Genomic DNA, 26,541 nt, shown 5'->3' on the forward strand with positions numbered 1-26,541 from the left:
GCTATGTGTCCCCCTCGATTGGCGGCAGCCTTCGGCTGCTCCCCCCTTACTTCGGAGCAAGCGTCAGATCATGACTTCACGCGAACAACACGATCGGATGGCAAACGCAATCCGCTTCCTGGCCATGGATGCCGTTGAAAAGGCAAATTCGGGTCACCCCGGCCTGCCGATGGGCGCTGCTGATGTCGCCACCGTGCTGTTCACGAAATATCTGAAATTCGATCCCAAGGCGCCGCACTGGCCTGACCGGGACCGCTTCATCCTGTCGGCCGGACACGGCTCAATGCTGCTCTACTCGCTCCTCTACCTCACCGGTTATGAGGACCTGACGATCGACGAGCTCAAGAATTTCCGCCAGCTCGGTTCCAAGACCGCCGGCCACCCGGAATATGGCCATGCCACCGGCATCGAGACCACCACCGGCCCGCTCGGCCAGGGCCTCGCCAATTCGGTCGGCTTCGCGCTCGCCGAGCGCAAGCTCGCGGATGAATTCGGTTCGGATCTCCAGAGCCACTACACCTATGTGCTGGCAGGCGACGGCTGCCTGATGGAGGGCATCAGCCAGGAAGCGATCGCGCTAGCCGGCCACCTCAAGCTCAACAAGCTGATCGTTTTCTGGGATAACAATTCCATCACCATCGATGGCGCCGTATCTCTGTCGGATTCGACCGACCAGATCGCCCGCTTCAAGTCGGTGCATTGGAACACGATCGAGATCGACGGTCACGATCCTGAAGCCATCGGCAAGGCGATCGAGGCTGCGCAGAAGTCCGACAGGCCGACCCTGATCGCTGCCAAGACCACGATTGGCTTTGGGGCGCCCAACAAGGGCGGCACCCACAAGGTCCACGGTTCGCCGCTCGGCGCAGAGGAAATCGCGGCGACCCGCAAGGCGCTCGATTGGCCTTGGGAAGCCTTTGTCGTTCCTGACGAGGTCCTCAAGCCCTGGCGTGAAGCCGGCACCCGCGGTGTCGCTGCCCGCAAGGAGTGGGAAGGCCGCCTGGCTGGTTCTGCCCACAAGGCTGAATTTGAACGCCGCTTCGCCGGTGACCTGCCGAAGTCCTTCGGCCCGGCAATTGCCGAACACAAGAAGAAGCTCGCCGAGGCCAAGGCTTCCGTCGCAACCCGCAAGGCCTCCGAGGACGTGCTTGAAGTCATCAACGGCGTGCTACCGGAGACGATCGGCGGTTCGGCCGACCTGACGCCCTCCAACAACACCAAGACCAGCCAGATGAAGTCGATCACTCCGACCGATTTCTCCGGCCGCTACATGCATTACGGCATCCGCGAGCACGGCATGGCCTCGGCCATGAATGGTATTTCGCTGCATGGCGGCCTCATCCCCTATGGCGGCGGCTTCCTGATCTTCTCGGACTATTGCCGCCCGCCGATCCGTCTCGCCTCGCTGATGGGCATCCGCGTCATCCATGTGTTGACGCATGACTCGATCGGTCTCGGTGAAGACGGTCCGACCCACCAGCCGGTGGAGCAGATGGCGGCGCTCCGCGCCATCCCGGGTCTCGTGATGTTCCGTCCGGCCGATGCGACCGAAACGGCGGAATGCTGGCAGCTCGCGCTCGAAGCCAAGACCCATCCGTCGGGCCTGGCGCTGACCCGCCAGAACCTGATCGCCGCGCGCACCACCTATAGCGAGGAGAACCTTTCGGCCAAGGGCGCCTATGTCCTGTCGGACGCTGCCGATGCTAAGGTTTCGATCTTCGCCTCCGGCTCGGAAGTTGAGATCGCGCTCAAGGCCAAGGAAATGCTTGAGGCCAAGGGCGTCTCGGTTCGCGTCGTGTCCGTCCCGGCCGTAGCACTCTTCGAACAGCAGTCCGACACCTATAAGGCCTCGGTTCTGGGTAAAGCCAAGGTCAATATCGCGGTCGAGGCCGGCGTTCGGCAGGGTTGGGATCGGTTCATTGGCAATGACGGCGGTTTTGTCGGCATGAAGAGCTTCGGTGCTTCGGCACCCTATAAGCAACTCTACGAACACTTCGGTATCACGCCGGAAGCTGTCTCCGATCTTGCGTCGAAGATGCTCGCATAAATCGATTGAAATGCTTTGAGAGGGGCGCTACATCAAGCGCCTCAAGAAGGTTGACCAGGAGAAACACACCATGGCAGTCAAGGTAGGCATCAACGGATTCGGCCGTATCGGCCGCAACGTGCTCCGCGCGATCTATGAATCCGGTCGTAAGGACATCGACGTCGTTGCGGTCAACGACCTTGGCCCGGTCGAGACCAATGCGCATCTGCTGCGCTTCGACTCGGTGCATGGTCGTTTTCCCCATGAAGTGAAGGTTGATGGCGACGTGATCTCCATTGGCTCCGAAAGCTTCAAGGTTCTCGCCGAACGCGATCCGGCCAAGCTGCCCTGGGGCGATCTCGGCGTCGATATCGTCATGGAATGCACCGGCATTTTCACCGCGAAAGACAAGGCGGCAATCCACCTCTCGGCTGGCGCGAAGCGCGTGCTCGTTTCCGCTCCGTCCGATGGCGCCGACAAGACGATCGTTTACGGCGTCAACCACGACACCTTGACCAAGGAAGACCTCGTCGTCTCCAACGCGTCCTGCACCACCAACTGCCTGGCGCCGGTGGTCGACGTGCTGCATTCGGCCTTCGGCATCGAACGCGGCATGATGACGACGATCCATTCCTACACCGGCGACCAGCCGACGCTGGATACGATGCACAAGGATCTCTACCGCGCCCGTGCTGCGGCGCTCAGCCAGATCCCGACCTCGACCGGTGCAGCCAAGGCGATCGGCCTTGTCATTCCGGCCCTCAAGGGCAAGCTCGACGGTATCTCGGTTCGCGTGCCGACGCCGAATGTGTCGCTTGTTGATTTCAAGTTCATCGCCTCGAAGTCGGTGACCGTGAAGGACATCAACGACGCGATCATCGCCGCCGCCGATGGCCGCTTCAAGAACGTTCTGGCCTATACCAACCATCCGAACGTCTCGATCGACTTTAACCACGATCCGCATTCCTCGACCGTGGCGCTCGACCAGACCAAGGTCATGGACGGTACGATGGTCTCGGTTCTCTCATGGTACGACAACGAGTGGGGCTTCTCCAACCGCATGTCGGACACCGCCGTCGCGATGGCCAAGCTCATCTGATCCGCGAAAATACGGATCGACGATTTTCAAGGCGGGCAATTTGCCCGCCTTTTCATTTTCCGGCGATTTGCCATTTTTCATTGTCATCGCCGCATTCTCGTCCATATATTCAAAGCAGTATTGCTTCGCCGGGATTCGCCGGCCCATCCTTCTCCATGGTCGGAAAATGATTATCCTGGCACATGGAAGTATATTTGTCTGTTTTTCTGGCGGGTTGAGCGGGAAAGTCGCCAGTTATTGGAGCGCAAGAGGGGATAACTATTGGAGGCATTCTATATCGTCGTATTGGTCTGTGCCTCGCTGGTTCTTCTGGCTGCGTTTTCTTCCCTTATCGCTTTTCGTTTTGGCTCCCCCATACTTCTACTTTTTCTCTGCGTCGGATTGATCGCCGGAGTCGATGGTCTCGGCATCGATTTCAGCAATAACGGCCTGTCCTTCATGCTGGGTTATGTCGCCCTGGCGATCATTCTGTTCGACTCCGGTTTCGGCACGCCGATCAAGGCGTTCAGGCAGGCTGCCGTGCCGGCCGTGGTGCTTGCCTCGGTCGGTGTTGTCATCACGACGGTGATCTTCGCCACTGCTGCGATCTATCTACTCGACTTCACCTTCATTGAGGGATTGCTGCTCGGCTCGATCGTCGCCTCGACGGATGCCGCCGCGGTCTTCTTCCTTCTCAGGATCAGCGGCATCAACATCCGCGACCAGATCACCTCCACGCTCGAAGTGGAGTCGGGCACCAATGATCCGATGGCAATCTTCCTCACCATCTCTCTTGTTGAACTGATCACTTCGGGGCAAGGCCTCGCCGGCTTCAACGGGGCGCTGCTGCTCTCCTTCGTCAAGGAGATGGGCATCGGCTTTGTCGCAGGTCTTGCGGGCGGCTGGCTGATCGCTGCCGCGGTCAGCCGCTTCGACGCCGACCGAGGGCTGACGCCCATTCTGGTCCTGGCACTCGCACTGCTCGTCTTCTCGACCACTGGCGCGCTGCATGGCAGCGGCTTCCTCGCCGTCTATGTCGCCGGGCTCTATGCCGGCAACCAGAAGCTTCCGTCGAAGCTGGCGATCAAGCGCTTCCAGGATGGAATGACCTGGCTTGCGCAGATCATCATGTTCGTGATGCTCGGCCTTCTGGCGACGCCATCCGATTTCCATTCGATCGCGATCCCAGCGGTCGTCCTCGGTGTCTTCCTGATCTTTGTCGCCCGCCCGCTTGCGGTTTGGCTCTGCCTGCTGCCCTTCGACTTCAACCAGCGTGAAATCACGTTTCTCGCCTGGGTCGGGTTGCGCGGCGCCGTATCCATCCTGCTGTCGATCCTGCCTATTCTGTCGGGGCTGCCGAACGGGCAGAACTTCTTCAACATCACCTTCATCATCGTGCTGGTATCGCTGCTCCTGCAGGGCTGGACATTGAAGCCGGTGGCGCGACGCCTCGGCCTTATCATCCCGAGGCAGACCGGCGCGGTCGACAGGCTGGAGGTCGATCTCCCGCGTTCTTCTAACCATGAACTCGTCGCCTATCGGGTCATCAAGGACAGCCCGGTTTTCAAAGGCGAGCGCCTGCCGCGCTGGGCGATGCCCTCGCTCGTCATCCGCGATGGTCGGTCGATGCGCTACCAATATGCGGGACGGCTCAAAGAGAACGACATTGCGTATCTGTTCGTGACGCCGACCTTCATTCCGCTGCTTGACCGGCTGTTCGCGACGCGCGCCGAACTCGATCCTGAGGACGAGGAGTTCTTCGGCACCTTTGCCATCTCGCCGCATCGGCCGGCGCGCGAGCTCGATGCGGCCTACGGCCCCGGCCTGCTGATAGAAAACGAAAAGGGCATGACGGTCGGCGAACTGATGCTTTCCCGACTCGGCGGCCGGGCAGATTATGCCGACCGCGTTCGTCTCGGCCCGATCATCCTCATTGTCCGCGACATAGACGAGACCAATCACATTTCCTCCATCGGCATCTCGATGGAAGCAGTGGAGCCGCGCCATACCCTGCCGATCTTCCTCAACATCCGCGAGATTGCCGAGCGTATGCGAAACCGCTTCCGGGGCGAGACCTGAGCGGGTTCGCGGGCTTGCGTCTCCTATCTGCCGGTGTATGTTCGCGCCGGTTCAACATCAGTGCGGATTGATCTCATGCCGTCTTTCAAGACCCTCGACGACCTCGGTGACATCAAAGGCAAGCGCGTTCTCGTGCGCGTCGATCTCAATGTGCCGGTGGCTGATGGCAAGGTCACCGACGCGACGCGTATCGAGCGCGTCGCACCGACGATTCTGGAACTCTCCGACAAGGGTGCAAAGGTCGTCCTGCTCGCCCATTTCGGCCGTCCCAAGGGAGGGCCCGAGGCGGAGTTTTCGCTGAAGATTGTCGCGCCTTCCGTCGAGGCGGTTCTGGATCGCAAGGTGCATTTCGCCGACGACTGCATCGGCGGGAAGGCCGCTTCTGCCATTGACGGCCTTGAAGCCGGCGGCATCCTGCTGCTCGAAAACACCCGCTTCCACAAGGGGGAAGAGAAGAACGAGCCGGATTTCGTCAAGGCGCTTGCAGCCAATGGCGACATCTTCGTCAACGACGCTTTCTCCGCAGCCCATCGCGCGCATGCGTCGACCGAGGGTCTCGCCCACCATCTTCCGGCCTATGCCGGCCGCACCATGCAGGCCGAGCTCGAAGCGCTGGAAAAGGGTCTCGGCAATCCAACGCGCCCGGTCGTTGCCATTGTCGGCGGCGCCAAGGTCTCGACCAAGATCGACCTGTTGCAGAACCTCGTGAAGAAGGTCGATGCGCTGGTAATCGGCGGCGGCATGGCCAACACGTTCCTCGCGGCCCAGGGCATCAATGTCGGAAAGTCGCTCTGTGAGCACGATCTTGCCGACACGGCGCGCGCCATCATGGCGGAAGCCAGGTCAGCCGGTTGTCATATCGTTCTGCCTTCGGACGGCGTCGTCGCGCGCGAGTTCAAAGCCAATGCCGCCAACGAGACGGTGGCCGTCAGCGCCATTCCGGTCGATGCCATGATGCTGGATGTCGGCCCGAAGTCGATTGAAGCAGTCAATGCCTGGATCGGCAAGGCTGCGACCCTGGTCTGGAATGGCCCACTCGGCGCGTTCGAAATCGAACCCTTCGACAAGGCGACCGTTTCGGCCGCAAAGCATGCGGCCGAGGAAACCAAAGCCGGCAAACTCGTCTCTGTCGCGGGCGGCGGCGATACGGTTTCGGCGCTCAACCATGCCGGCGTGGCCGACGACTTTTCCTATGTTTCGACCGCAGGTGGCGCCTTCCTCGAATGGATGGAAGGCAAGCCGCTTCCGGGTGTCGAGGTCTTGAAAAAATGATCTTTTGAATGGCGGGCTTGCCCGCCATTTTCTTTGGGGGATTTGCGATTGTCTACCGGTACCGAGACGGCTCTAATTGTCCTCTTCATCCTCATCGTATTTCCGATTTTCTTCACCGCCCTCTGGGTCGGCGTCACTCTGGTCATGTCTTTCATCGGCGGCTGGGGCAAGGTCGGCAAGCGCTACGCCGCTGTCGGCGGGCCACCGCAGGGCAGGGTCCTGAAACATCTCACAGGCATGTTCGGCATGGCTCGGTACAAGCATGTGCTGACCGTCATCACCACCGATACCGGGCTCTATATCGAGAACCGAAAGGTTTTCCGCCCCGGCCACCCGCCGCTCTTCGTCCCTTTCTCGGCAATATTCAATGCCCGGAAACAGACGCTGTTCTTCTGGGAGTTTATCGCCTTCGAAATCGGCGACCCCCCGCTCGCGGGCGTACGACTTCCGTCCAAGGCGTTTGAAGGCACGCCGGTGCAAATCGCGCCTTAAAGCCGCGCCTTAGTGCTCCGCGGCGTCGTCAGTAGCAATGTGGTTTCGCTGCTGGTGATACCCGTGATGAGCCGGATGCGCCGCAGGACACCGTCGAAATCCGGCAGTGTCCCGGCACCGAGCTCGGCAATCAGGTCCCAGCGGCCATTGGTCGTATGGATGGCCGCGATTTCCGAAAAGCCGTTGAGGGCACGCAGCACGCGGTCGGCGGAGTGGCCCTCGACCTCGATCATCATGATGCCGCGGACGGGAAGCGCTGCCGCATCGGATTTCAACATGACCGTATAGCCGATGATCTCACCCGATTGCTCCAGCCGCTCCATGCGGGTGCGGATCGTGGCGCGTGCCACGCGGAGTTCGATCGCGAGATCCGAGACGCTGCGGCGCGCATTGTGCCGGAGAAGGGTGATGAGTTTCCGGTCGAGATCGTCCATGTGCCAATATGCCAGCCAAATTCATCATAATGATAAGCAATATGGTTCTAATTGCCAAATCATATTGTTCACACTGCCATTCATTCGTGGTGCAATCATCGCAAGGAGAAATTCATGAAGATCAAGCTCATTGGCGTGCCGGTTCAGGAAGGCACGGGTCGTCTCGGATGTGACATGGGACCGGCTGCCTTTCGTGCTGCTGGAATCGTGGGCGCGCTTCGCGAGCTCGGCCACGACGTCGTCGACCTCGGCAATGTGTCGCCGGCGACGCCGCGCAGTTTCGATCATCCGAACAAGGCGCTCAAGAATCTCGCCGAAACCGTCGCCTGGACCGAGGCGCTGGCTTATGCCGCCTTCACCGAGAGCGCCGATGCGACGCCGGTCTTCCTCGGCGGAGACCATAGCCTGTCGGCAGGCACGGTTTCGGGCATGGCGAAGCGTGCCAAGGCGCGCGGCAAGCCCTTCTATGTGCTTTGGCTCGACGCCCACACGGATTTCCATTCCTTGGTGACCACGACATCAGGCAATCTCCACGGCACGCCGGTTTCCTATTTCACTGGCCAGCCGGGTTTCGAAGGCTATTTCCCGCCGCTCGAAGCGCCGGTAAAGCCTGAGCACATGATGATGATGGGTATCCGCTCCGTCGATCCCGCCGAACGCAAGGCTATCAGAGAGGTTGGCGTCCAGGTCGCCGATATGCGCATGATCGACGAGGAAGGCATCGTCACGCCCCTCAAGCGCTTCCTCAAGGAGATCGAAGAAGCCGGCGGCGTGCTCCATGTCAGCTTCGACGTCGATTTCCTCGAACCGTCCATCGCCCCCGCAGTCGGCACCACTGTGCCGGGTGGGGCGACCTTCCGCGAGGCCCATCTCGTCATGGAGATTCTTCACGACAGCGGCCTCGTCTGCAGCCTCGACCTCGTCGAGCTCAATCCCTTCCTCGATGACCGCGGCCGGACCGCAGTTCTCATGACAGATTTCACCGCGAGCCTGATGGGCAAGCAGGTGATCGACCGACCCACAAGGAGTTTTGCATGACGCCGATCCCGAACCTCAACATCGTTCCCTTCGTCAGCGTCGACAACATGATGAAGCTCGTGATGCGGACTGGTTTCGACAAGTTCCTGACGGACCTCGTCGGCTACATCGAGGAGGATTTCCGCCGCTGGGAGCTGTTCGACAAGACGCCACGTATCGGCGCTCATTCGGAAGCCGGCGTGATCGAGCTGATGCCGACCAGCGACGGCACGCTCTACGGCTTCAAATATGTCAACGGCCATCCCTACAACACGCGGACCGGCCGCCAGACCGTGACAGCCTTTGGCGTTCTGGCTGATACGGCGAGCGGCTATCCGACCTTGATCACCGAGATGACCATTCTGACGGCGCTGCGCACCGCCGCGACGTCGGCCATGGCCGCCAAGTATCTCGCGCCGAAGGGTGCTGATACCATGGCGATCATCGGCAATGGCGCGCAGTCCGAATTCCAGGCGATGGCTTTTAAGGCCGTGCTGGGGATCAACAAACTGCGCCTTTATGATCTCGACCCCAATGCCACCACGAAATGCGCCAGAAATCTCGCCGGATACGGTTTCGATATCACCGAATGCGCTACGCCGGAAGAAGCAGTCAGTGGCGCCCATATCATCACCACCGTCACGGCCGACAAGAAGAATGCGACGATCCTGACCGACAACATGGTCGGGTCAGGCGTTCACATCAATGCGGTGGGCGGCGACTGCCCCGGCAAGACTGAGCTCCACAAGGATGTCGTGCTGCGCTCGGACATCTTCGTCGAATATCCGCCGCAGACCTGGATCGAGGGCGAGATCCAGCAGCTCGACCGCAGCCATCCGATCAATGAGCTCTGGAAGGTGATCGCGGGCCAGGCCGAGGGCCGCCGCGATGCCGCCCAGATCACGCTCTTCGACTCCGTCGGTTTTGCGATCGAGGACTTCTCTGCGCTGCGCTATCTCCGTGACCGCCTTGCCGGCACGGGTCTCTTCGAAGAGCTCGACCTGCTGGCCGATCCGGACGAACCGCGCGATCTTTTCGGCATGCTCTTGCGTTCGACGAAACAGGAAGCTAAGGTTGCCTGACTATTGGACGACCGACTAAATTTCAGGACTGAAATTGATCAGTTCCGATCAAAACTGTCGCTTTTGCGTAACAGTGCAAGAGTTGGTCCAATCGTGCCTTCATTTTTTTACTTTCTGCAATTATTAGGATAGCGAGCCCACTTGTGAGACCTTCGTTGAATGTCCACATAGCGGGCATGCTGCCTTTGCACGCTTGCCCCGCCGGTCAAGCTGGGTGGGGGCGGCGGACTGGATAGAAACCGAGTTTGCAGTGTGATTGGCGCGAAGTCCTTCAACGGACTTGTTGCACTGCAGCAAAGAGGGTATGCTTCCGGCTAACCGCCGGAACCGGTTTATCATTCAAACTTCGACCACCGGCCAGGGACGATGATACATGTCTACAAGCAAATTTGCGTTCATTCTCGCCGCGTCTGTGTTTGCGGCGCAGCCAGCCATTGTGCTTTCCGCTGAGGAGCCAGCCGCAACGACGACGGCTAAGCCCGCGGACGCCAATCTTCCCGCGATCCGGGTAACCGAAGTCGGCGAGCATCAACTCGTCGACCGGATCATCGTGACCGGAACCGTCCAGGCCGTCGAAGAGGTCTATGTCCAGCCGCAGGTCGAAGGCCTCCGGATCGAGGACCTGAAGGCGGATATCGGCGACACCGTCAAGGCAGGAGACGTTCTTGCAACGCTCGCGACCGACTCGCTGATTTTGCAAAAGAGTCAGCTCCTTGCCAACAGAGCCAAGGTCCAGGCCGTGACCTCGCAGCTTCAGGCGCAGGTCCTCGAGGCGGAAGCCAACGAGGCAGAGGCAATCCGTCAGGCCGAGCGCGCCGAGCGTCTGGTCAAGAGCAAGGCCTTTGCTGTCGGTCAGGCGGAGCAACTTCGGGCGACGGCGACGGCATCGACTGCGCGTGTGAATTCTGCCAAGCAGTCCATTGTCGCCAACGATGCTGATCTCAAGGTCATCGACGCCCAGATCGACGATGTCGATCTCCGGCTCGCCCGCACCGACGTTAAGACGACGATCGGCGGCGTCATATCGGCGCGAAATGCCAAGATCGGCGCGATCGCCGCCGGTGCCGGCAATCCGCTTTTCACGATCATTCGCGACAACGCGATCGAACTCAATGCCGATGTGTCCGAAGGCGACCTGCTCAAGCTCAAGCCCGGCCAGGTCGTGTATATGAATGTCGCCGGAACCAGCACGCGCGTCGAAGGCAAGGTGCGGACGATCGAGCCCGTGATCAATGCCACGACCCGTCTTGGAACTGTGAAGATCTCGATCGACAACCCGGATATCGCGCGCATCGGCATGTATGCCTCCGCTGAGGTCATCGTGTCGGATCGCAAGGTTTTGGCGCTGCCGCTCACCGCTGTCATGGCCGAAGACGGCAGCATGGTTGTTCGCCGGGTGGTGGATGGCGTCGTCACGATGACCAAGGTTGCGACCGGCGTCCAGGATGGCGATTTCGTCGAGATTTCCGAAGGGCTGAAGCTCAAGGATATCGTGGTTGAGAAGGCGGGCGCCTATGTGCGCGACGGTGACAAGGTCGCCCCGGTCTTCCAGAAGACAGCGTCGAAGTAAGGGGGACGGGACATGAATTTCTCAGCCTGGTCCATCCGAAACCCGGTCGCGCCACTGCTCGCCTTCTTCCTGCTGACGGTCCTCGGCATGAAGTCGTTCTACGAGCTGCCGATCACCCGTTTCCCGAATATCGACGTGCCGATCGTCTCGGTCAGCGTGTCACAGACCGGTGCAGCGCCGGCCGAACTCGAAATGCAGGTGACGCGCGAGGTCGAAGACGCTGTGGCCGGTATCGCCGGCGTCGACTTCATCCAGTCGACGGTCAATGACGGCGTGTCGACGACCGCTATCATGTTCAAGATCGAGGTGCCCTCAGACAAGGCGCTGCAGGACGTCAAGGATGCGATCGACCGCATCCAGTCCGACCTGCCGGCTACCGCCGAGACTCCCGAAGTCACCAAGATCGACGTCGAAAGCAGCCCGATCCGAACCTATGCGGTGTCGTCGCCCAACATGACGCTCGAGGAGCTGTCCTGGTTCGTCGACGATACGGTGAAACGCGCGCTTCAGGGCAAGCCCGGCGTCGGACGTATCGACCGTTACGGCGGCGCCGATCGCGAGGTCCATATCGAGCTCGACCCTGCCAAGCTCAACTCCTACGGCATCACCGCGGCCGACGTGAATCGCCAGCTCCGCAACACCAATGCCGACATGGGTTCGGGCCGCAGCCAGCTCGCCGGCGGCGAACAGGCAATCCGTACGCTTGGCGACAAGCGCAACGTCAAGGCGCTTGCGGATACGACGATCTACGTGTCGGCGAACCGTTTCGTAAAGCTTTCCGATCTCGGGAGCATCCGCGATACCTACAAGGAGCCGTCGTCCTTCTCGCGCTTCAACGGCAACCCGGTCGTTTCCTTCGCCGTGTTCCGCTCGAAGGGCGCGTCGGAAGTCACCGTTGCCGAGACGACCGAGGCCGGTCTCAACGATATCAAGGCCAAGTACCCTGAAGTGAAGATGGAACTCGTCGATGACGCGGTCTACTTCACCTATGGCAACTATGAATCGGCCATCCATACGCTGATCGAAGGCGCAGTGCTCGCCGTCATCGTCGTCTTCCTGTTCCTGCGGAACTGGCGCGCGACACTGATCTCGGCCGTGGCGCTACCGCTTTCGGCGATCCCGACCTTCTGGATTATGGACATGATCGGGTTCTCGCTGAACCTGGTCTCGTTCCTCGCCATGACGCTCGCCACCGGTATTCTGGTCGACGACGCGATCGTGGAAATCGAGAATATCGCCCGCCATATCAAGATGGGCAAGACGCCCTATCGGGCAGCCATCGAAGCGGCCGACGAAATCGGTCTCGCCGTCATCGCCACGAGCTTCACCATCATCGCGGTGTTCGCTCCGGTATCCTTCATGGGCGGCATTCCGGGCCAGTATTTCATCCAGTTCGGCCTCACCGTCGCGATTTCGGTATTCTTCTCGCTCGCTGTGGCGCGACTGGTCACGCCGCTGATGGCCGCCTATATGATGCGCGCATCCGACGCCAACCTTGACCATGACAGCCATGACAAGGAAGGCTGGATCATGCGCGGCTACACCGCGTTGGTCGGCGCCGTCACGCATCGTTGGTATGGCCGGTATGCCACGCTGGTCATTGCGCTTGGCGTGCTCTTCGGATCGTTCGTCCTCCTGGCACAGGTTCCAGGCAGCTTCATGCCGCCCGAAGATGCCGGTCGCGTGATCCTGTCCGTCGAACTGCCGCCGAGCGCACAGCTCGAGGACACGGACAATGTGACCAGCCAGGTGGCCGAGCGGATCAAGGATATCGAGGGTGTGGAAAGTATCTACGTCCTCGGCGGTTCGTCGCCCAAGGGCGATCTCGAACTGCGCCGCGCATCGATCTATGTGAACCTCGACAAGGTCGAGCACTCGCTGCTCAAGAAGGTCGTCAACGACGTCTTCGGCCGTCTGCCCGTTGTCGGGGCCTATATTCCGAAGATGGAGGTCCACGGCCGTACGGTTCCGCAGTGGGATATCGAAACCGAGATCTTCAATCGCGTCGCCGGTATTCCGGATGCCCGCATCCTGAAGCTCAATGACCGCGGCGAGCGTGACATAGCTTACAATCTGACGTCGCCGAACGCTGAAGATCTCGACAAGGCGACCGCTCTGCTTGAAGCCGAACTGCGCAAAGCACCGGAACTGCTCAATGTCGGCGCGGAAGGCGCATTGCCCCGGTCGGAGATCCAGATCAGGCCGGATCCGGTGCGCATGGCTCGCCTCGGCATCACCACCGCGCAGGTGTCGGAACTGGTGCGCGTCGCCACGATCGGCGATACCGACCAGGCGCTCTCCAAGGTTTCGCTGGACGATCGGATGATCCCGGTTCGTGTGCAGCTCGACCTTTCCGTCCGCCGCAATCTCTCGGCCATCAAGGCGCTGAAGGTTCCGACGAATACCGGTGCCAGCGTGCCGCTTTCGTCGGTCGCCGACATCTTCTATGCGGAGGGTCCGAGCCAGATCAAGCGCTACGACCGCAACCGCGTCGTGACGCTGGGCGCCGGCCTGCCGAAGGGTGTTGCGCTTGATCCGGCCATGGTGGCCTTCAACAAGGCGGTCAAGGCCGCGAACCTGCCACCGAGCGTGCAGCAGCTGGAAAGCGGTGACACCAAGATCCAGGGCGAAATGGTCCAGGGCTTCCTCAATGCGATGATCCTCGGCCTGATGCTGGTCTTCGCGGTGCTGATCCTGCTCTTCAAGGACGTGCTGCAGCCGATCACCATCATCTTCTCGCTGTTCCTGGCGACCGGCGGCGTGGCGATTGCGCTGCTCATCACCAACAATGCACTGTCGATGCCTGTCATGATCGGCATGCTGATGTTGATGGGTATCGTGGCGAAGAACGCCATCCTGCTCGTCGACTTCGCGATCGAGATGATGCATCGCGGCATGAAGCGCAGCGAAGCCATGGTGGAAGCGGGCCGCAAGCGCGCGCGTCCGATCATCATGACGTCGATTGCCATGTCAGCCGGCATGCTGCCGTCGGCGCTCGGCGTCGGCGAAGGCGGTGCGTTCCGCGCTCCCATGGCGATCGCGGTGATGGGCGGCATCATCGTCTCGACGGTGCTGTCGCTTGTCGTCGTGCCAGCCTTCTTCCTGATCATGGATGATCTGTCGCGTCTGCTCGGCTGGATCTTCGGCCGCTTCTTCGGCAAGAAGGAGGAAGATCAGCCGGCACTGGAGAACGAAGAACTCACACGGCTGCTCACTGACAACAGCCGGACGATTTCTTCGCTCGAAGAACGGCTACAGCGGCTCGAAAGCGATCGGCCGGCGGCTCCCGAGCCCGCCGCCGCAACGCGGAACCGGCGCGGCGCCGTGGCAAACGACATGACCAGCAAACCGCTCGCGGCGGAATAGTCGCCAGAGTTGCGAATTGTCAGAAACCCGGCCTCGTGTCGGGTTTCTGCTTTTGAGGTGAATTTTTGCCAGAAGTTGATTCAGATCAATTTCCCGGTACAGGAACCGGCTACTCTATAAGCGTGTCGGTTCTTCTCGGGAGTATGGTGGTGAACAGGAACATGAAGCTGAGCGCACGTGATCGCGAAATCGCGTTGAGGTCCGTGTTGCTCGTTGATCTTGAGCCGCGCCTCCAGCGTCGCGTTCTGGAAGCCGCCTCGCTGATGAGCTGCCGCGCGCGTGAGGTGATGATTGCGCTCGAGAGCACGCCGCGCAGTTTCTTCACTGTCATCAGCGGCCATGTGCGGCTCTACCGCGTCGATGCCAAGGGCCGCCAGGCCGACATCGCCATCTACGGACCAGGCGACGTCTTTGGCGAATGCGCCATGTTCCTCGACGGATGCTATCCGTTCCAGGTGCAGGCGGCCGAGGCGACGACATTAGCCGCCTTTGACATACAGGCGATCAGCGCGATCATGAAGGAAGAACCGCCGCTGCTGCTTGCGATTGGCCGGATCATGGCCAAGCACAGCATGGACGCCCGTCTCAGCGTCGCGAACGACCGCCTCAACACGGCGCCGCAGCGCGTGGCCAAATATCTGCTCGAACTCTGGCGGGCACAGGGTGGCCCTGGCAATCCGTTCCGCCTCCCGTTCCAGAAGAGCCTGCTGGCCGGCAAGCTCGGTCTTGCGCCAGAAGCGCTCTCCCGCGCCTTCGCAATGCTGCAGAAGACCGGCGTCTCGATCAGCGGCCGCATGGTGCACATTACCGATGCCGAGGCGCTCGAAAATTTTTGACTGGCGGCGACCCCAGCCGCCGATCCAGCATTGACCCCTGAAGCGCGGAGCGCGCGCTTTTTCTTTCGACTCTGGCCGAGACTATCCGCACCTCACGCGATCAGCGAGTGATATGCGGGTAGGCTCCATCGGCAGATGCGCCTCTTAAGCCTCAGCCCCAGGCAAGCATAGTTCGACAAAATCGCGTCCTTTAGGACAATGCGATCGGAGGAAGTATGTTTAGGAAACTAGCAGCTGAGTTTTTCGGCACTTTTTGGCTTGTGTTCGGTGGATGCGGCAGCGCCGTGCTGGCTGCGGGTTTTCCGCAGTTGGGCATCGCTTTTGCGGGAGTGTCACTGGCCTTTGGCTTGACGGTTCTGACGATGGCATATGCCGTTGGCGGCATCTCTGGCGGCCATTTCAATCCAGCCGTCTCCCTTGGTCTTGCGATTGCCCGTCGGTTCGATTGGGCGCATCTTGTCCCCTACTGGATTGCGCAGGTCGTCGGCGGCGCGGTCGGAGCCCTGGTTCTGTATGTGATCGCAACTGGAAAGGCCGATTTCGCGGTCGGTGGCTTTGCGTCCAACGGCTATGGCGCGAACTCCCCCGGCGGCTACGGCATCACCGCGGCGTTCCTCATCGAGGTGGTGCTAACCGCCGCGTTCCTTGTTATCATTCTTGGATCAACATCGGCTGCTGCCCCCGCCGGCTTCGCACCGATCGCAATCGGCTTGGGGTTGACGCTTATCCACCTGATCTCGATTCCGGTGACCAATACGTCTGTCAATCCGGCTCGCTCGACTGCCGTCGCATTCTTCGCCCAGAACGGGGCCATGGGTCAGCTCTGGCTGTTCTGGCTGGCGCCCCTGATCGGTGGTGCGATTGGCGCGGCAATTTGGAGTTTTGTCCTATCGCCGGGCGAATCCCCGCGGGGCATCGGTCGCACGGAATAGTGCAGGAGCCCCGTGCTCGGCATGTGAGATCGAGCGCGGGGCACGCCGTTTGCCGAGCCGCCTGGACGCAGTCAGGCGGACGACGAAAACCAGCAATGTGGGCCATCGGGTTCATGCGGGTATGAGGTTGACACACCGAGGGTCGCGCTGTCTTGAGTCTTAGATCGTTTTGCATTTAGGTTGACCTGTATCCTGCGTTCTGAATGTAGTTTGCGCATTCCGATGGTGGGATTGCCTTGATCGTTTCGGCGAGGGCGTTGTGGACGGCATCCTCGGATCGGGCCATGGCGGTTCTCATGGCCTGCTTGATCTTTGAGAAGAGCTGCTCGATGGGATTGAGGTCTGGGCTGTAGGGTGGCAGGAAGATGATTCTCGCACCTACCCGCCGGATTGCCTGACGCACAGCCTGGCCTTTGTGGCTGCCGAGATTGTCGAGCACGACAATGTCGTTGGGCGACAGGGTCTTGACCAGTTCCCTTTCCACATAGGTCAGGAAGGCATTGGCATTGATCGGGCCATTGAGAACCAATGGCGCATCGATACGGTCGCACCTGAGCGCCGCGACGAACGTCATTGTCCGCCAATGGCCATGGGGAACATGGGCGATCAGTCGTGTGCCTCGCTGGCCCCATCCTCTCAGTGGCGCCATGTTGGTCTTCACCCAGGTTTCATCAATGAACACAAGGCGACTGGGGTCGATCCTGCCCTGATGACGCTTCCACCGTTCGCGTTGACGGACCAGCTTCGGCCTGTTCTGTTCAGCCGGCAGAACGGTTTTTTTTGAAGCTCTTGCCCTCGCGATGCAGGAAGCGGGAGATGCTGGCCGGATGCACCTTCAAGCCCCGTTCCAGCAATCCAACGGCCAGTATCGCCAAGGTGACATGGCCCGGTCCTTCGATCCTGGACAGAACCCAGTCGCGATGGCTGCCAGCAATCGCATGCGGCCGATGGCCGCCCATCTTGCCCGGCGCAGCGCTGCCGGTCTGGCGATGTCGCTGGGCCCATTTGATCACGCTCGACGGCGCAACCTTCAGCGCCGACGCAACGTCATGACAACTCTCACCCGAACCGAGCCGATCCATCGCTCGCTGCCGCAAATCCACCGAATAGGGACGACCCATCACCCCAGACCTCCGTTGACCGACCAACAGAATCTGATTTGAAAGAATTTTGGAATCCCGATTCCGATAAATTGCAAACCCGTCTAGCGTGACGCGGGAGCCGTTTAGGCTTGTGCTGGAGCGGGTGAAGGGAATCGAACCCTCGTATTCAGCTTGGGAAGCTCATGCTCAACTCCGAGCCGGAAGCCGCAAAGCGATTGTATATGAAGCACAATTCTTAGTGCGGGCTTAAATTCACCCTTGAGACTGGAAGCGTTCGTAGCGATAGCGTAGCGGATTGAAGCGATCTCCTGAGAAGACCTGATAGTTTCCTCGCCAAACGACGTTGACGGTAGCGAAGGAGATGGGATAACCATTCAACAGCGCGGGTATGATGTAGTGGTAGCCTGTCAGCTTCCCAAGCTGAACGTGCGGGTTCGATTCCCGCTACCCGCTCCAATCGTAAGCCTGTATTTTTGTTACTTTAGATTAGTCCCAATTAGCCTTTTGGTCTGAGGGTAGATTTTTTTCGCAAAGTTCACATGTTGACTCTCATCCAACAGCGAATTTACCATTATGAAATGAAAATCTAAACCCTTTCGACCAAGCGGCTAATAGCTCGGCCTCGGAGCAACTGACGCGTTCGGCGCTCGTGCGATAGGATTGGAGCAGCCCGAGTACGCTTTGCTCCATAGCGTGGGCATCAGTCTCATTTGCCCACCGCTGGTGAAGCATTAGGCTCCACCTTTGTGGAACAATCTTTGGTGGAATATGCCAGTTCGCCTGCTTTATGCGTTGGCTGATATCGATCGTGTGACCTATCTTCCAAATGCCCGTGCTTCCGAAGCGGAGTGCATAATTGAACGCGGTTCTGTTGACGTCCCGGCCGGTTGATCCGTTCCATGAGCTGGGCGCCGGCCCTGTTGTTGGACCCGAGATTTCGACAGTTTGATTGAGCAGCCGATCCGTTGTTAAGGCCACAGAAGCCGGGATCGATACCTCGGTGCTCGGCAGCGTAAACACAGCATGAGCGTCCTCGTGCGACAGAAGAACGGACTGCGACGCGGCATGATAAGGTAGTTGGTCAGTCAGAACCTCCAGAAGCCTTGGTTGCGGTGTAAAACGCCATGCCTTTTCCATCAGACCTGCTTTCGGCCAGCGAAGCCGACCAGTTCCGTCACAGCCTTGCGGACCTTGGACATCATCGCTAATCACGTCCAAGGTATCGACGGCAATTCTACTAATTTGTGCTATCCCGAGAAGCCGACCGCGCAAGGCTTCTGGGGTGGGATCTCGGAGCGTCCCAACAAAAACAATACGATCACCCGGAGATGAATCCCGAAGCAGTATGTCTCTGTCGCCCTCAAGACCAAACATGATTACGGGCCATCGTTCCGGATCAAAGCCCCACACTCTGGTGATGAAAACCTTCATGATTCCCAAACTACCTCAAAGGCAAGGTATTCACTCAAGACACCACGAACCATGATGCTTCCGGCGACCGCAGCCATGTATCTGTAGCGTCCCTCTTGGACGTGTAGCCAGCCCCTCCGAGTAGGCATGATCTACAATAAGGAGACGCTGCATCGCCCTGCCGCCAACCTCAGGCGAAAGGGCCGTATCTGGTGGCGTCTCGAAGTGCTCGCGCTGTGCCTGGTCCAGAGTAGCCAGCGGGACTATCAGCAAGTGATCAGGCTCAGACAGCTGTGGCTCGTTCAATTCGTATGCGGCGTGGCACCGACCGAGCTTTAGAGCGACACGACTAAACGGCTTCTCTTCTGGTTGCCATGTAATGATCCTCCCACCGGCCAGGGTATTGGCCTCGCGTTTCGCCCTTCCGATCCGCTCCCGGAGGCCCTTATTCCTCTGGAGCGCCTTCACCACTTTTTCCCTGCCGAGAGCCTCCGGTTCGGTCGTGCCCCAGATGACACACTCGATAAACGACGCGACATATTCCTCATCGGCCGAGAACCCATTGTTGCAATCCATGCAGCTAGGGACGGTTGGTCGGGTAAGCGGGTAAGGCAGGTCCAGAAAGACCTTGGACGGCGCGTGGTCTTGAGTTTCAGCGGGGCCGCCACAATGGACACAGAAGCCGATTTGACGGTCGTCGCCGAAATTGGAGAGTTTCTGCATATCATCACCTGTTGTCGATTTCCTGGATTATTCTCCCGACAATCTCATCGACCATGGAGGGCGTCCGTATCTCACATTCCCAAACCACCAACACTTGCCAACCGAGGCCGCGCAGCTCCTCGTCCTTCGCGGCATCCCGCCACACGTTCCGCTGCAGCTTTGGCCTCCAGTAGTCCAAGTTTGACCCTGGCATCCGACCGCCGCCGCAGTCATTGTGCTGATGCCAAAAACACCCGCGGACTTGTATCGCCATCTTCTGGCGCGGGAATACTATGTCCGGTCGCCCGGGGAGGTCTGTTCGGCAGACGCGGAAACGGAGCCCGGCCCGGTGCAGTGCCGAGCGAAGCCGGACTTCCGGCTTGGTGTCTCGGCCTTTGATCCTCGACATGTTTTTTTAGCGTTGCTCAGGCGTAATCCGATCGGCCATCGTTTCCCCTACATTATCTGGCGGGGAGACGATTGGTCTTCAGCAGCTCACACATTTCCTCTTTATAAAGTTGAGACACCGCATCGACCGCACCCTCATTGCCAAGAAGACTGCGTGCTAGCGCCGATTTCCGCTCCAGTGCTACCACTATAGCCTCCTCGATGGTGTCCGAAGCGAGTAGTCGCAGGTAAGTGACCGGCAGGGTCTGCCCGATCCTGTGGTTTCTGTCCTGGCTTTGAGCGTAGTGGTCGTATCGCCAGGCGGCCTTGCTTCCGCAACCGTCGTGAATGCAACAAGGCTTTGGCCAACGCGTTCGAGTTCCTTGGAACTCCCCAAATAAAGTAGGCCAATGTAGATATCGGCTTCTAATAGCGCTTGTCTGAAGGATGTCTTTGCAGGGAAACGCCGGAGACAACAGCTGGGTGAAAGCGACGAGTAATAGGTTGGTGGCATGTAATGATTGGCATGCGCCTAATACTTCCGTTTTGGATCTCGGGCCAACGAGCGCTTTGCCCCCCATGTCGGTCATTGAGGCCGTCCATGCGCCGCAATTCCAGTCACTCGGGCTAAGTCTGCCCTTGCGCCTTAAGCGGTCGTGGAAGCTTCCGGCAGCCCCCGGGTGGTTCAAATTTGTTACGCGGTCACCTTGATGATCCGCATCGCTGCTGGGGTTAACCGCGCCAAGGATTTTAGGTCATGCGGTTCTCGAGTTTCGGGGGTGCAATGAGACGCACCGCCACGGCGCGGATTCTGCCGCATCGTAGCGCGACGCACGGCCTCTCGTTGCACGGCACGACCAAGCATATTCGACTCCGAAAAAGCACATGCGGTAAGTCGAGGGGTACCCGGTTCGACGTGTAAAATTCTATCTAAAGAAGAAAGACGTCCTGGGCGATAATCATGCAGATTGCACACTCGAAAGAGGTCTGTTGACTCACTACACTCAAAAGATTAATGTCCATTCTCTAATACATACATAGATTTCGACTACGTGCAGCTCGCAAATGGGCTGCGTGCGCTTGCGTGCGACCGCAGCAAGGAAGGAGTGCAAGATGAGAAATGGCCTTCTCCTCAATGCAACCTGCGCTCCGAGCGATTTGCAACTGCCCGCGGGTTTTTCTCCCGCGTTGAGATACATCGCGTCGGTATTGTATTGCGCATATCAAGGCTTGAAAGTGCGAGGACTTATTGTCGCCTGGATCACGACATTGGCGGCAGCTCCGTCATTTGCTGATTACTACACAATAAAGCCTCTCAATGGCGACAATACTGCACGGCAATTTGAGAACCTCTATCAAGCGGCTGCGGTAGTCGGAAAAATCCCCGTTAAGCGCGTCGTGGTCGAGAGGGGCGATCGAATTATAGACATTCTGAAGCGCGAGAATGCCTTCTTCGGCGACTATGTTCCGCTATTTCTGTCAGCACTTGTCTGCGATTTGAATCAGGGCTGCCCAAGAGAACGAAAGCTCAGGGCAGATCAGCCTACCAGCATAGAGCCCGTAGACGGTTGGCCAGCGAATCTCACTGTTCTCCGAAGCACTATCGAGCTGCAAGACACTGAAGTCGATACGCGCAGTTGGCCCCAGCCGGGCCAGGTGATTGTAATACCAAAATTCGATGTCACCAAAATACGCGGGTCAGTAAGGATAGAAAAAGACAAAAGGAACTCACTTAAGAACATAATAAGATCCAATGAAGTTTGCCAAGACAGAAAACTAGATGATTCCGCCTGCGAAGACACGATTTTATATCTAAACCAATACGATAAGCGAATTACTTCGCAGGATTTTTTCGGCTCGATTGAGGTTCCGGCCTATAGCTATACGGTTAATACCGAATGCGTGCAGAAATGCGCAGTGGCAAATCGCCTATTGTATTTCGATACGGTAACGCAGAGTTTCGTTACACCGCCCTTTTCGATCGTCGACATAACAAGCACTGCGATCGATCCCGAGGTCTTTAACGAACGCTATCTGGACAATGCTCACCAGCAGTTTTCACTCCCCCCGGAATTAAAGGCGAGGCTGGAGGACAGCGCCGCCTCTGTGAAGGACCGGATTTGGCGCGCGGTGCCCGGCATAAAGCTTGATCAGGACTTCGATCTAAGCCATTGGGCAGAGTTGCAAAAAGTCGATATCCTGACGCCGACCCGATATCCGATGAAGCTCACGGGCCTCGTGCCGAGGCGCATTATGGTGCTCGATGCCAACTTTGACAAAGACCATTGTGAGTTTGCGGCTGGAGCCGTCACAGTGCTGGACTGCTCGGTTTACAAAGGCAATGAGGCGGAGTGCACACCTGCGCCACCTGCTGCCATCGTGAGCGAAGGTTTCACTGCAAATGATCGCGAACGCTGCGGTGACACGGGCGTTTGGGCGCTGGAAGGCGTTGTCAACCCATCCCCGAAGCAAACACTTGAGCGTCACGGCACACAGATGGTCGGTCTGATCGCTGCGAAATGGGACGATTTTGGCGTCGGCGGACTTAGCCCGGAAACTGAAGTCTTGGGTGTAAAGATTGATTTCGCGCGGGTCTTTACCAACCAGCAGTACGGAAAATTCCTCCTAAAGAACATAAGTGAGATTATCCAAGAAAACCAAGTCTCTGTGGTGGTATTAGCGAGTGAGTCTACGAGCAATGTCGTTGCCAGAAACTGGTTCTACGATTTGGTTGAAGGGACAAATTATGCTACATTTGTAGTGTCTGGCGGCAATACCAAGAGCCGCGGACCGCTGTGTGATACATTTCCAGCATGCTTCTCGTCTCATTTTAGAAATCTCATCGCAGTCGCCGCACTGAATAGCCAAGGCAACGGCTTCTATACCAACACATCGATCCATGACGACTATTCAATAGCGGCGCTCGGCGAGAGCGTGCCGACGACCACCCCCCTCAATCGGTATGACAATTTTACCGGGACATCGCCCGCTGCTGCCATTGTGGCCGGAATTGTGAACCTTTCGCTTCGATCAAAGGATGCCGAACTAAAGCCCTCTGACGTGAAAGACCGCCTGATCGTCTGCTCCGACATCTCCAGTTGGATGGAAAAGAAGATGAAAGGCGGTTCTATCGACGCGGGATGCGTCATCAAGGCAGAGGTGGATCTCATATACAAAACCGGCGCCACCTCACCAATAATAGCAAAGAAGCACAGCACAACAATCATGAATTCAAGTGATGAGAAACTACTCTTTAAGGATGACGATTCAGAAGATAGAGAATTTTCGATGTCGCGGATCAAATCATTTCAGAGAATAGATGGAGAAGACGATCAGATCGTCATGTTTTACTCGAGGAAGAGCAATTCGTCTGATTCCGAAATAGAAAAGAAATTCGGGACATTTCCAGGAGAATATAACGAACAGAAACTAAGGGTAAGATTGCTGGATGGCTCCCGCGAGGAAATAGAAATTTCGGAGATCCGAAAATATGTTAGAGCGGGGGAGTAGTTGAAGATGAAATTGAGAATGGCACTTCTGGCAATATTCGTGGCCGGCTCTTCACATCTTTCATGCTATGCGCAGGAGGCGCTTCGAATTGGCTTTCCCATCGACTTGAGTTTCGACGGTTCCAAATTAATAAGCGATCAAGCCGGCAAGTATGAATCTACGGTCGTCGACCTTGGCCAAGGCGACGGTCAGAGTGATGGAAAACGTTCCGGATTCCTGAGGCTTCGCATCGACTCCGTAAGATTACCTCCCGGCGCGAAGATCAGCATATACGATCAATCCTCAAATCTAATCCAGGAATTCCTCGGGCCCCTGGAGATCTCCAAACCTCAATACAGCTACGCCATCCTGACAACATTTGCGAAAATGACGCTGGAAGGCGCTAACCCCTCCGACATCGGCATTACAATCGGCAGGGCCTATGTCGAACAAGAGATATCCGTTCCAAATAGTGTTTTTGGCCCCGACGACAGACAGAAGATTCAGACGGGTGTAAATGACTCCCAGTTTGATAGCGCAATTAAAGCGATTTCTTTTCTCTCCTTGATACAGGATGGGGAATTCAAGGTCTGCAGCGCTTTCAAGATCGCCAAAGACGCTTTCATGACGAATGAACACTGCATTGGCACGCAGGAGATCTGCGACACCACTGTCGTTATCCAAAACTATCAGATTTCTGCCGCTGGCGATCTGCAATACGGGCCCCAAGCGCGATGCAAGAAGAAAATCATCTCCGACCCTGACCTGGACTTTTCGGTTTTCACCGTGGAGTCGGGTGCATTGCCCGATGGCGGCAACATCAAACTGTCCGAAGCTGCTCCCCTACGGAACGAACCTGCTGTTCTGATCCAGCATCCGGGTGGTGAGCCGAAACAGTTTTCCGTCAAGGGCTGCTCGGTGCTCGACGTAGACGTCGATGGTCGGGTTCCATCGGTCGACTTTACTCACAGATGCGACACGTTAGGGGGCTCATCGGGCTCTCCTGTCCTCGTCTCACTGGCCAACGGAAACAGTGACCCCGCCTTCGATTGCGCAAGAGGTCTCCATCACTTCGGCTTCGATGACCCGCCCTTCGAAGATTACAACCGCGCAGTAGAGATGTCCAAGATCGTCTCCTTCTTGAGAAAGAAGGATACGGATCTCAAATTCGAGGTTTGCGAATAGATGGAGGAAAGCGTGATGGGAATGGCAGTAACGAGAAGAGCATTCGGCGTCGGTTTCACCACTGCATTTTTGGCAACTCCCGCCGTTGCTTCGGCCGCGGATTGCGAGTCGGTTGAAGCCGGTGTGGCACAGCTTGTCACCATGAAGAAAGTCGCTAAATTCGCTCCAAATGCTCCTGTGAAGATAATAACCGCTATCGTCGACAATTGGGGTTTTGCTGCGGCCGCAGGAATGACGAATCCGTTGGTCATAGCCCATTTCTTCTCGACGCTTGCGGCAGAAACCGGCGGCCTCACCATTCTCGAAGAAAACCTAAACTACTCTGCGAAGCGCTTGCGAGCCATATTCAAGACCCGCGTTACCGAAGATCAGGCGCAAAAGCTGGCACGTCGACCGATTGCCATCGCAAACCACGTCTATGCCCGCCCGAATATGGGTAATACGCAACCGGGCGACGGCTGGAAATATCGAGGGTCTGGGTTCATTCAACTTACCTTCAAGAACAATTTCAAGCGCGTCCAGGCATTGTTGCAAGACAGTGTGCCCGGACTGAACATCGTTGATTTTCCTGACACCGCACGTGATCCGGCCGTGGCTTTCAAAATAGCAGTCGCTTTCTGGAAGATATCAAATGCGAGCAAATTCGCCCTGCTGGACGATGTGGCTGGCGTTCGAAAGAAGATCAATGGCGGGACAAACGGGCTGGATGTCGCGCGCACCTACCTGGTGAGGGCAAAGTCGATATTCAAGCCTGGCGCTGCTGAGGCAGGCGCCTATGAATTGGGCATCGGCGATTTTATCTCGATCTATTCGCTCCTGAAGAAACTCGACTACATCCAAAAGGCGCCCGAGGAGGCATTCACACCTGCGGATTTTTCCAACGGTGTAGCGACCTTTCAAACATCTGTCGGACTTCCGGAGACCGGGTTTCCAGACAATGCAACGATTAACGCCATAGCGGTTGTTGCTAAGCAAAATGTTGCTGATTCATCAGATACCCTTCTCGACATAGACGCTCGAATCGCACTGGAGCCGACCATGAAGTAGGTGAGCGGCACTCATGGAGCGTCTCAGGAGATTTACGGTTAGAATCCGCGATGTTAGGGGTATGCAATATTGACAGTATACCCGGCTGATGCCGAGGACGTGCAGTTCCGTAATCACCTGGACCTATAGACTGTGGAAGCGGAAATTGTCTACCTGATACGCATGAACGGACAGTGGCCCCAGTTCCAGACGGAAATTCATTTCCACCCCTCTACATCTGAGCATCGAAAAGTCGCTGAGGATATTTTTTCAATGTTCCGGATTCCCCAGGCGCGACCCTGACCTCGTCAGTGGTTCTGATCGGGATTCCACACAATTAGAGTGTGCTTAGTCTGGCTTTGACTCGCTCTGTCGCCGAGCCACTAAGTCGCCTATATCGGCGTCAATTGCCCTAGCAATCTTCTGCAGAACAAGCGCCGTTGGATTTCGTTTGCCGCGCTCCACGACGCTTAGGTAGGTTTGATGAATGCCTGATCTGAACGCCAATTCTTCCTGCGACAGGCCCCGATCCCGCCTCAAGTTCTGAAGATTCAGCCCGATACGCACCCGCACATCCATAGGAGTACGTCGGTCGATTGCGCCGACTGGCGCCATAGACTATGAGTCATATTATGACTCATAGTCTGCCTTATGGTTTGGGTCGTACCCTTGAGGAGTTTGGCTTCGACGGGCGCAGCGCCCTTGAGGCGGTCATTGCATCGTCAAATTATCAAATGACCTTGCAGGCCGTGGCTTCACTTACGATTTTCAGCCATCCAAAGACTGTCGCCGAGACAGGCGGCCGGTCCATCTTTAATATCGTTCGAAACGTCGCCAGGCGAGGGGAGGTCGTCGAACAGGGGGAGCTCAAGATTGGCTATGATGATAATAAGGCGCCGACGGATGTCTTTATGTGGTGCAACGGGTGGAGGCGGCGGCCCAGGGATCTTCAGTTCAATCATGTCTACGACAATAGTCAGGATCCCGAGTGCTACACCTCTCTTGCGAATCTGTGTGTGACGCCTTCATTCTTGGCCAAACTGACCGATACGGAC

At 57.9% G+C, this 26,541-nt stretch carries 20 protein-coding genes, 1 tRNA gene and 1 pseudogene; 16 read left to right on the plus strand and 6 right to left on the minus strand.

Translation table 11 applies throughout. The features are described from left to right. The first annotated feature begins 70 nt into the window (after positions 1-70). The 5 genes from tkt to AC2YI2_RS14730 all read left to right on the plus strand — a co-directional run bounded on the left by tkt (position 71) and on the right by AC2YI2_RS14730 (position 6,947). Complete coding sequence (gene tkt / locus AC2YI2_RS14710; protein ID WP_487387217.1) at positions 71-2,047, plus strand: transketolase; 1,977 nt, start codon at positions 71-73, stop codon at positions 2,045-2,047. Between the two features lie 70 nt (positions 2,048-2,117). Then, positions 2,118-3,125: a type I glyceraldehyde-3-phosphate dehydrogenase gene (gap, locus tag AC2YI2_RS14715; RefSeq protein WP_487387218.1), complete on the plus strand. Its 1,008-nt coding sequence runs from the start codon at positions 2,118-2,120 to the stop codon at positions 3,123-3,125. A 261-nt stretch (positions 3,126-3,386) separates the two neighbouring features. Beyond that, positions 3,387-5,183 (plus strand): potassium/proton antiporter, encoded by a 1,797-nt coding sequence (locus AC2YI2_RS14720; RefSeq protein ID WP_487387219.1) that lies wholly within the window; start codon positions 3,387-3,389, stop codon positions 5,181-5,183. Positions 5,184-5,258: 75 nt separating this feature from the next. After that, positions 5,259-6,455: a phosphoglycerate kinase gene (locus AC2YI2_RS14725; protein WP_487387220.1), complete on the plus strand. Its 1,197-nt coding sequence runs from the start codon at positions 5,259-5,261 to the stop codon at positions 6,453-6,455. A gap of 48 nt (positions 6,456-6,503) precedes the next feature. Next, positions 6,504-6,947: a hypothetical protein gene (locus AC2YI2_RS14730; RefSeq protein ID WP_487387221.1), complete on the plus strand. Its 444-nt coding sequence runs from the start codon at positions 6,504-6,506 to the stop codon at positions 6,945-6,947. On the opposite strand, the gene AC2YI2_RS14735 is transcribed toward AC2YI2_RS14730, so the two are convergent. Beyond that, complete coding sequence (locus AC2YI2_RS14735; RefSeq protein WP_487387222.1) at positions 6,944-7,381, minus strand: Lrp/AsnC family transcriptional regulator; 438 nt, start codon at positions 7,379-7,381, stop codon at positions 6,944-6,946. The genes AC2YI2_RS14730 and AC2YI2_RS14735 overlap by 4 nt on opposite strands. A gap of 114 nt (positions 7,382-7,495) precedes the next feature. Between AC2YI2_RS14735 and rocF the strand changes: the two genes are divergently transcribed. From rocF to aqpZ, 6 genes are all read left to right on the plus strand, one after another. Further along, a complete protein-coding gene (rocF, locus tag AC2YI2_RS14740; protein WP_487387223.1) occupies positions 7,496-8,419 on the plus strand; it encodes an arginase in 924 nt (307 codons plus the stop codon). Continuing rightward, a complete protein-coding gene (locus AC2YI2_RS14745) occupies positions 8,416-9,480 on the plus strand; it encodes an ornithine cyclodeaminase (RefSeq protein ID WP_487387224.1) in 1,065 nt (354 codons plus the stop codon). The genes rocF and AC2YI2_RS14745 overlap by 4 nt, the downstream gene beginning before the upstream one ends. Positions 9,481-9,853: 373 nt before the next feature. Continuing rightward, complete coding sequence (locus AC2YI2_RS14750; RefSeq protein ID WP_487387225.1) at positions 9,854-11,050, plus strand: efflux RND transporter periplasmic adaptor subunit; 1,197 nt, start codon at positions 9,854-9,856, stop codon at positions 11,048-11,050. A gap of 12 nt (positions 11,051-11,062) precedes the next feature. Further along, positions 11,063-14,416 carry an efflux RND transporter permease subunit gene (locus AC2YI2_RS14755; RefSeq protein ID WP_487387226.1) on the plus strand — a complete coding sequence of 1,118 codons (3,354 nt, stop codon included), beginning with the start codon at positions 11,063-11,065 and terminating at the stop codon, positions 14,414-14,416. 149 nt (positions 14,417-14,565) lie between these two features. Further along, positions 14,566-15,252, plus strand: a complete 687-nt coding sequence (locus AC2YI2_RS14760; RefSeq protein ID WP_487387227.1) for a Crp/Fnr family transcriptional regulator — start codon at positions 14,566-14,568, stop codon at positions 15,250-15,252. Between the two features lie 215 nt (positions 15,253-15,467). Continuing rightward, entirely contained in the window at positions 15,468-16,184 is a 717-nt protein-coding gene (aqpZ, locus tag AC2YI2_RS14765) for an aquaporin Z (RefSeq protein ID WP_487387228.1), read from the plus strand. 175 nt (positions 16,185-16,359) lie between these two features. Here aqpZ and AC2YI2_RS14770 read toward each other — a convergent pair. Continuing rightward, a protein-coding gene (locus AC2YI2_RS14770) for an IS630 family transposase (protein WP_487387229.1) occupies positions 16,360-17,305 on the minus strand; the annotation gives its coding sequence in 2 pieces (ribosomal slippage) (positions 16,360-16,965 and positions 16,967-17,305; 945 coding nt in all). Positions 17,306-17,669: 364 nt separating this feature from the next. Here AC2YI2_RS14770 and AC2YI2_RS14775 point away from each other — a divergent pair. Next, positions 17,670-17,743: transfer RNA gene (locus AC2YI2_RS14775), tRNA-Gly, on the plus strand. A gap of 93 nt (positions 17,744-17,836) precedes the next feature. Here AC2YI2_RS14775 and AC2YI2_RS14780 read toward each other — a convergent pair. Genes AC2YI2_RS14780 through AC2YI2_RS14790 form a run of 3 tightly spaced genes read right to left on the minus strand, consistent with a single transcriptional unit; the run spans position 17,837 to position 19,808 of the window. Then, entirely contained in the window at positions 17,837-18,718 is an 882-nt protein-coding gene (locus tag AC2YI2_RS14780; protein WP_487387230.1) for a GIY-YIG nuclease family protein, read from the minus strand. 30 nt (positions 18,719-18,748) lie between these two features. Beyond that, on the minus strand, positions 18,749-19,420 hold the full coding sequence (locus AC2YI2_RS14785) for a hypothetical protein (RefSeq protein ID WP_487387231.1): 672 nt from the start codon (positions 19,418-19,420) through the stop codon (positions 18,749-18,751). Positions 19,421-19,424: 4 nt separating this feature from the next. Further along, complete coding sequence (locus AC2YI2_RS14790) at positions 19,425-19,808, minus strand: very short patch repair endonuclease (protein WP_487387232.1); 384 nt, start codon at positions 19,806-19,808, stop codon at positions 19,425-19,427. Positions 19,809-20,899: 1,091 nt separating this feature from the next. Between AC2YI2_RS14790 and AC2YI2_RS14795 the strand changes: the two genes are divergently transcribed. From AC2YI2_RS14795 to AC2YI2_RS14805, 3 genes are read left to right on the plus strand one after another with little or no spacing between them, the layout of a single operon-like run. Further along, complete coding sequence (locus AC2YI2_RS14795) at positions 20,900-23,296, plus strand: S8/S53 family peptidase (protein WP_487387233.1); 2,397 nt, start codon at positions 20,900-20,902, stop codon at positions 23,294-23,296. An 18-nt stretch (positions 23,297-23,314) separates the two neighbouring features. Continuing rightward, positions 23,315-24,460: a trypsin-like serine peptidase gene (locus tag AC2YI2_RS14800; protein WP_487387234.1), complete on the plus strand. Its 1,146-nt coding sequence runs from the start codon at positions 23,315-23,317 to the stop codon at positions 24,458-24,460. A gap of 15 nt (positions 24,461-24,475) precedes the next feature. Next, a complete protein-coding gene (locus AC2YI2_RS14805) occupies positions 24,476-25,507 on the plus strand; it encodes a glycoside hydrolase family 19 protein (protein ID WP_487387235.1) in 1,032 nt (343 codons plus the stop codon). Between the two features lie 327 nt (positions 25,508-25,834). Here the strand turns inward: AC2YI2_RS14805 and AC2YI2_RS14810 are convergent, their stop codons facing one another. Continuing rightward, on the minus strand, positions 25,835-26,101 hold the full coding sequence (locus tag AC2YI2_RS14810) for a helix-turn-helix domain-containing protein (RefSeq protein WP_487387236.1): 267 nt from the start codon (positions 26,099-26,101) through the stop codon (positions 25,835-25,837). Positions 26,102-26,118: 17 nt separating this feature from the next. Between AC2YI2_RS14810 and AC2YI2_RS14815 the strand changes: the two are divergent. After that, positions 26,119-26,541: pseudogene (locus AC2YI2_RS14815) on the plus strand (hypothetical protein); the annotation flags it as partial.

It is taken from the genome of Rhizobium sp. SRI_017, from assembly GCF_057586295.1.

Coding starts and splice junctions, on each gene's coding strand:
- AC2YI2_RS14725 (WP_487387220.1), top strand. CDS start 5,259: ATGCCGTCTTTCAAGACCCTCGACGACCTCGGTGACATCAAAGGCAAG.
- rocF (WP_487387223.1), top strand. CDS start 7,496: ATGAAGATCAAGCTCATTGGCGTGCCGGTTCAGGAAGGCACGGGTCGT.
- AC2YI2_RS14745 (WP_487387224.1), top strand. CDS start 8,416: ATGACGCCGATCCCGAACCTCAACATCGTTCCCTTCGTCAGCGTCGAC.
- AC2YI2_RS14790 (WP_487387232.1), bottom strand. CDS start 19,808: ATGTCGAGGATCAAAGGCCGAGACACCAAGCCGGAAGTCCGGCTTCGC.
- AC2YI2_RS14755 (WP_487387226.1), top strand. CDS start 11,063: ATGAATTTCTCAGCCTGGTCCATCCGAAACCCGGTCGCGCCACTGCTC.
- AC2YI2_RS14805 (WP_487387235.1), top strand. CDS start 24,476: ATGGGAATGGCAGTAACGAGAAGAGCATTCGGCGTCGGTTTCACCACT.
- AC2YI2_RS14785 (WP_487387231.1), bottom strand. CDS start 19,420: ATGCAGAAACTCTCCAATTTCGGCGACGACCGTCAAATCGGCTTCTGT.
- AC2YI2_RS14795 (WP_487387233.1), top strand. CDS start 20,900: ATGAGAAATGGCCTTCTCCTCAATGCAACCTGCGCTCCGAGCGATTTG.
- AC2YI2_RS14800 (WP_487387234.1), top strand. CDS start 23,315: ATGGCACTTCTGGCAATATTCGTGGCCGGCTCTTCACATCTTTCATGC.
- AC2YI2_RS14780 (WP_487387230.1), bottom strand. CDS start 18,718: ATGAAGGTTTTCATCACCAGAGTGTGGGGCTTTGATCCGGAACGATGG.
- AC2YI2_RS14750 (WP_487387225.1), top strand. CDS start 9,854: ATGTCTACAAGCAAATTTGCGTTCATTCTCGCCGCGTCTGTGTTTGCG.
- AC2YI2_RS14810 (WP_487387236.1), bottom strand. CDS start 26,101: ATGGCGCCAGTCGGCGCAATCGACCGACGTACTCCTATGGATGTGCGG.
- aqpZ (WP_487387228.1), top strand. CDS start 15,468: ATGTTTAGGAAACTAGCAGCTGAGTTTTTCGGCACTTTTTGGCTTGTG.
- gap (WP_487387218.1), top strand. CDS start 2,118: ATGGCAGTCAAGGTAGGCATCAACGGATTCGGCCGTATCGGCCGCAAC.
- AC2YI2_RS14735 (WP_487387222.1), bottom strand. CDS start 7,381: ATGGACGATCTCGACCGGAAACTCATCACCCTTCTCCGGCACAATGCG.
- tkt (WP_487387217.1), top strand. CDS start 71: ATGACTTCACGCGAACAACACGATCGGATGGCAAACGCAATCCGCTTC.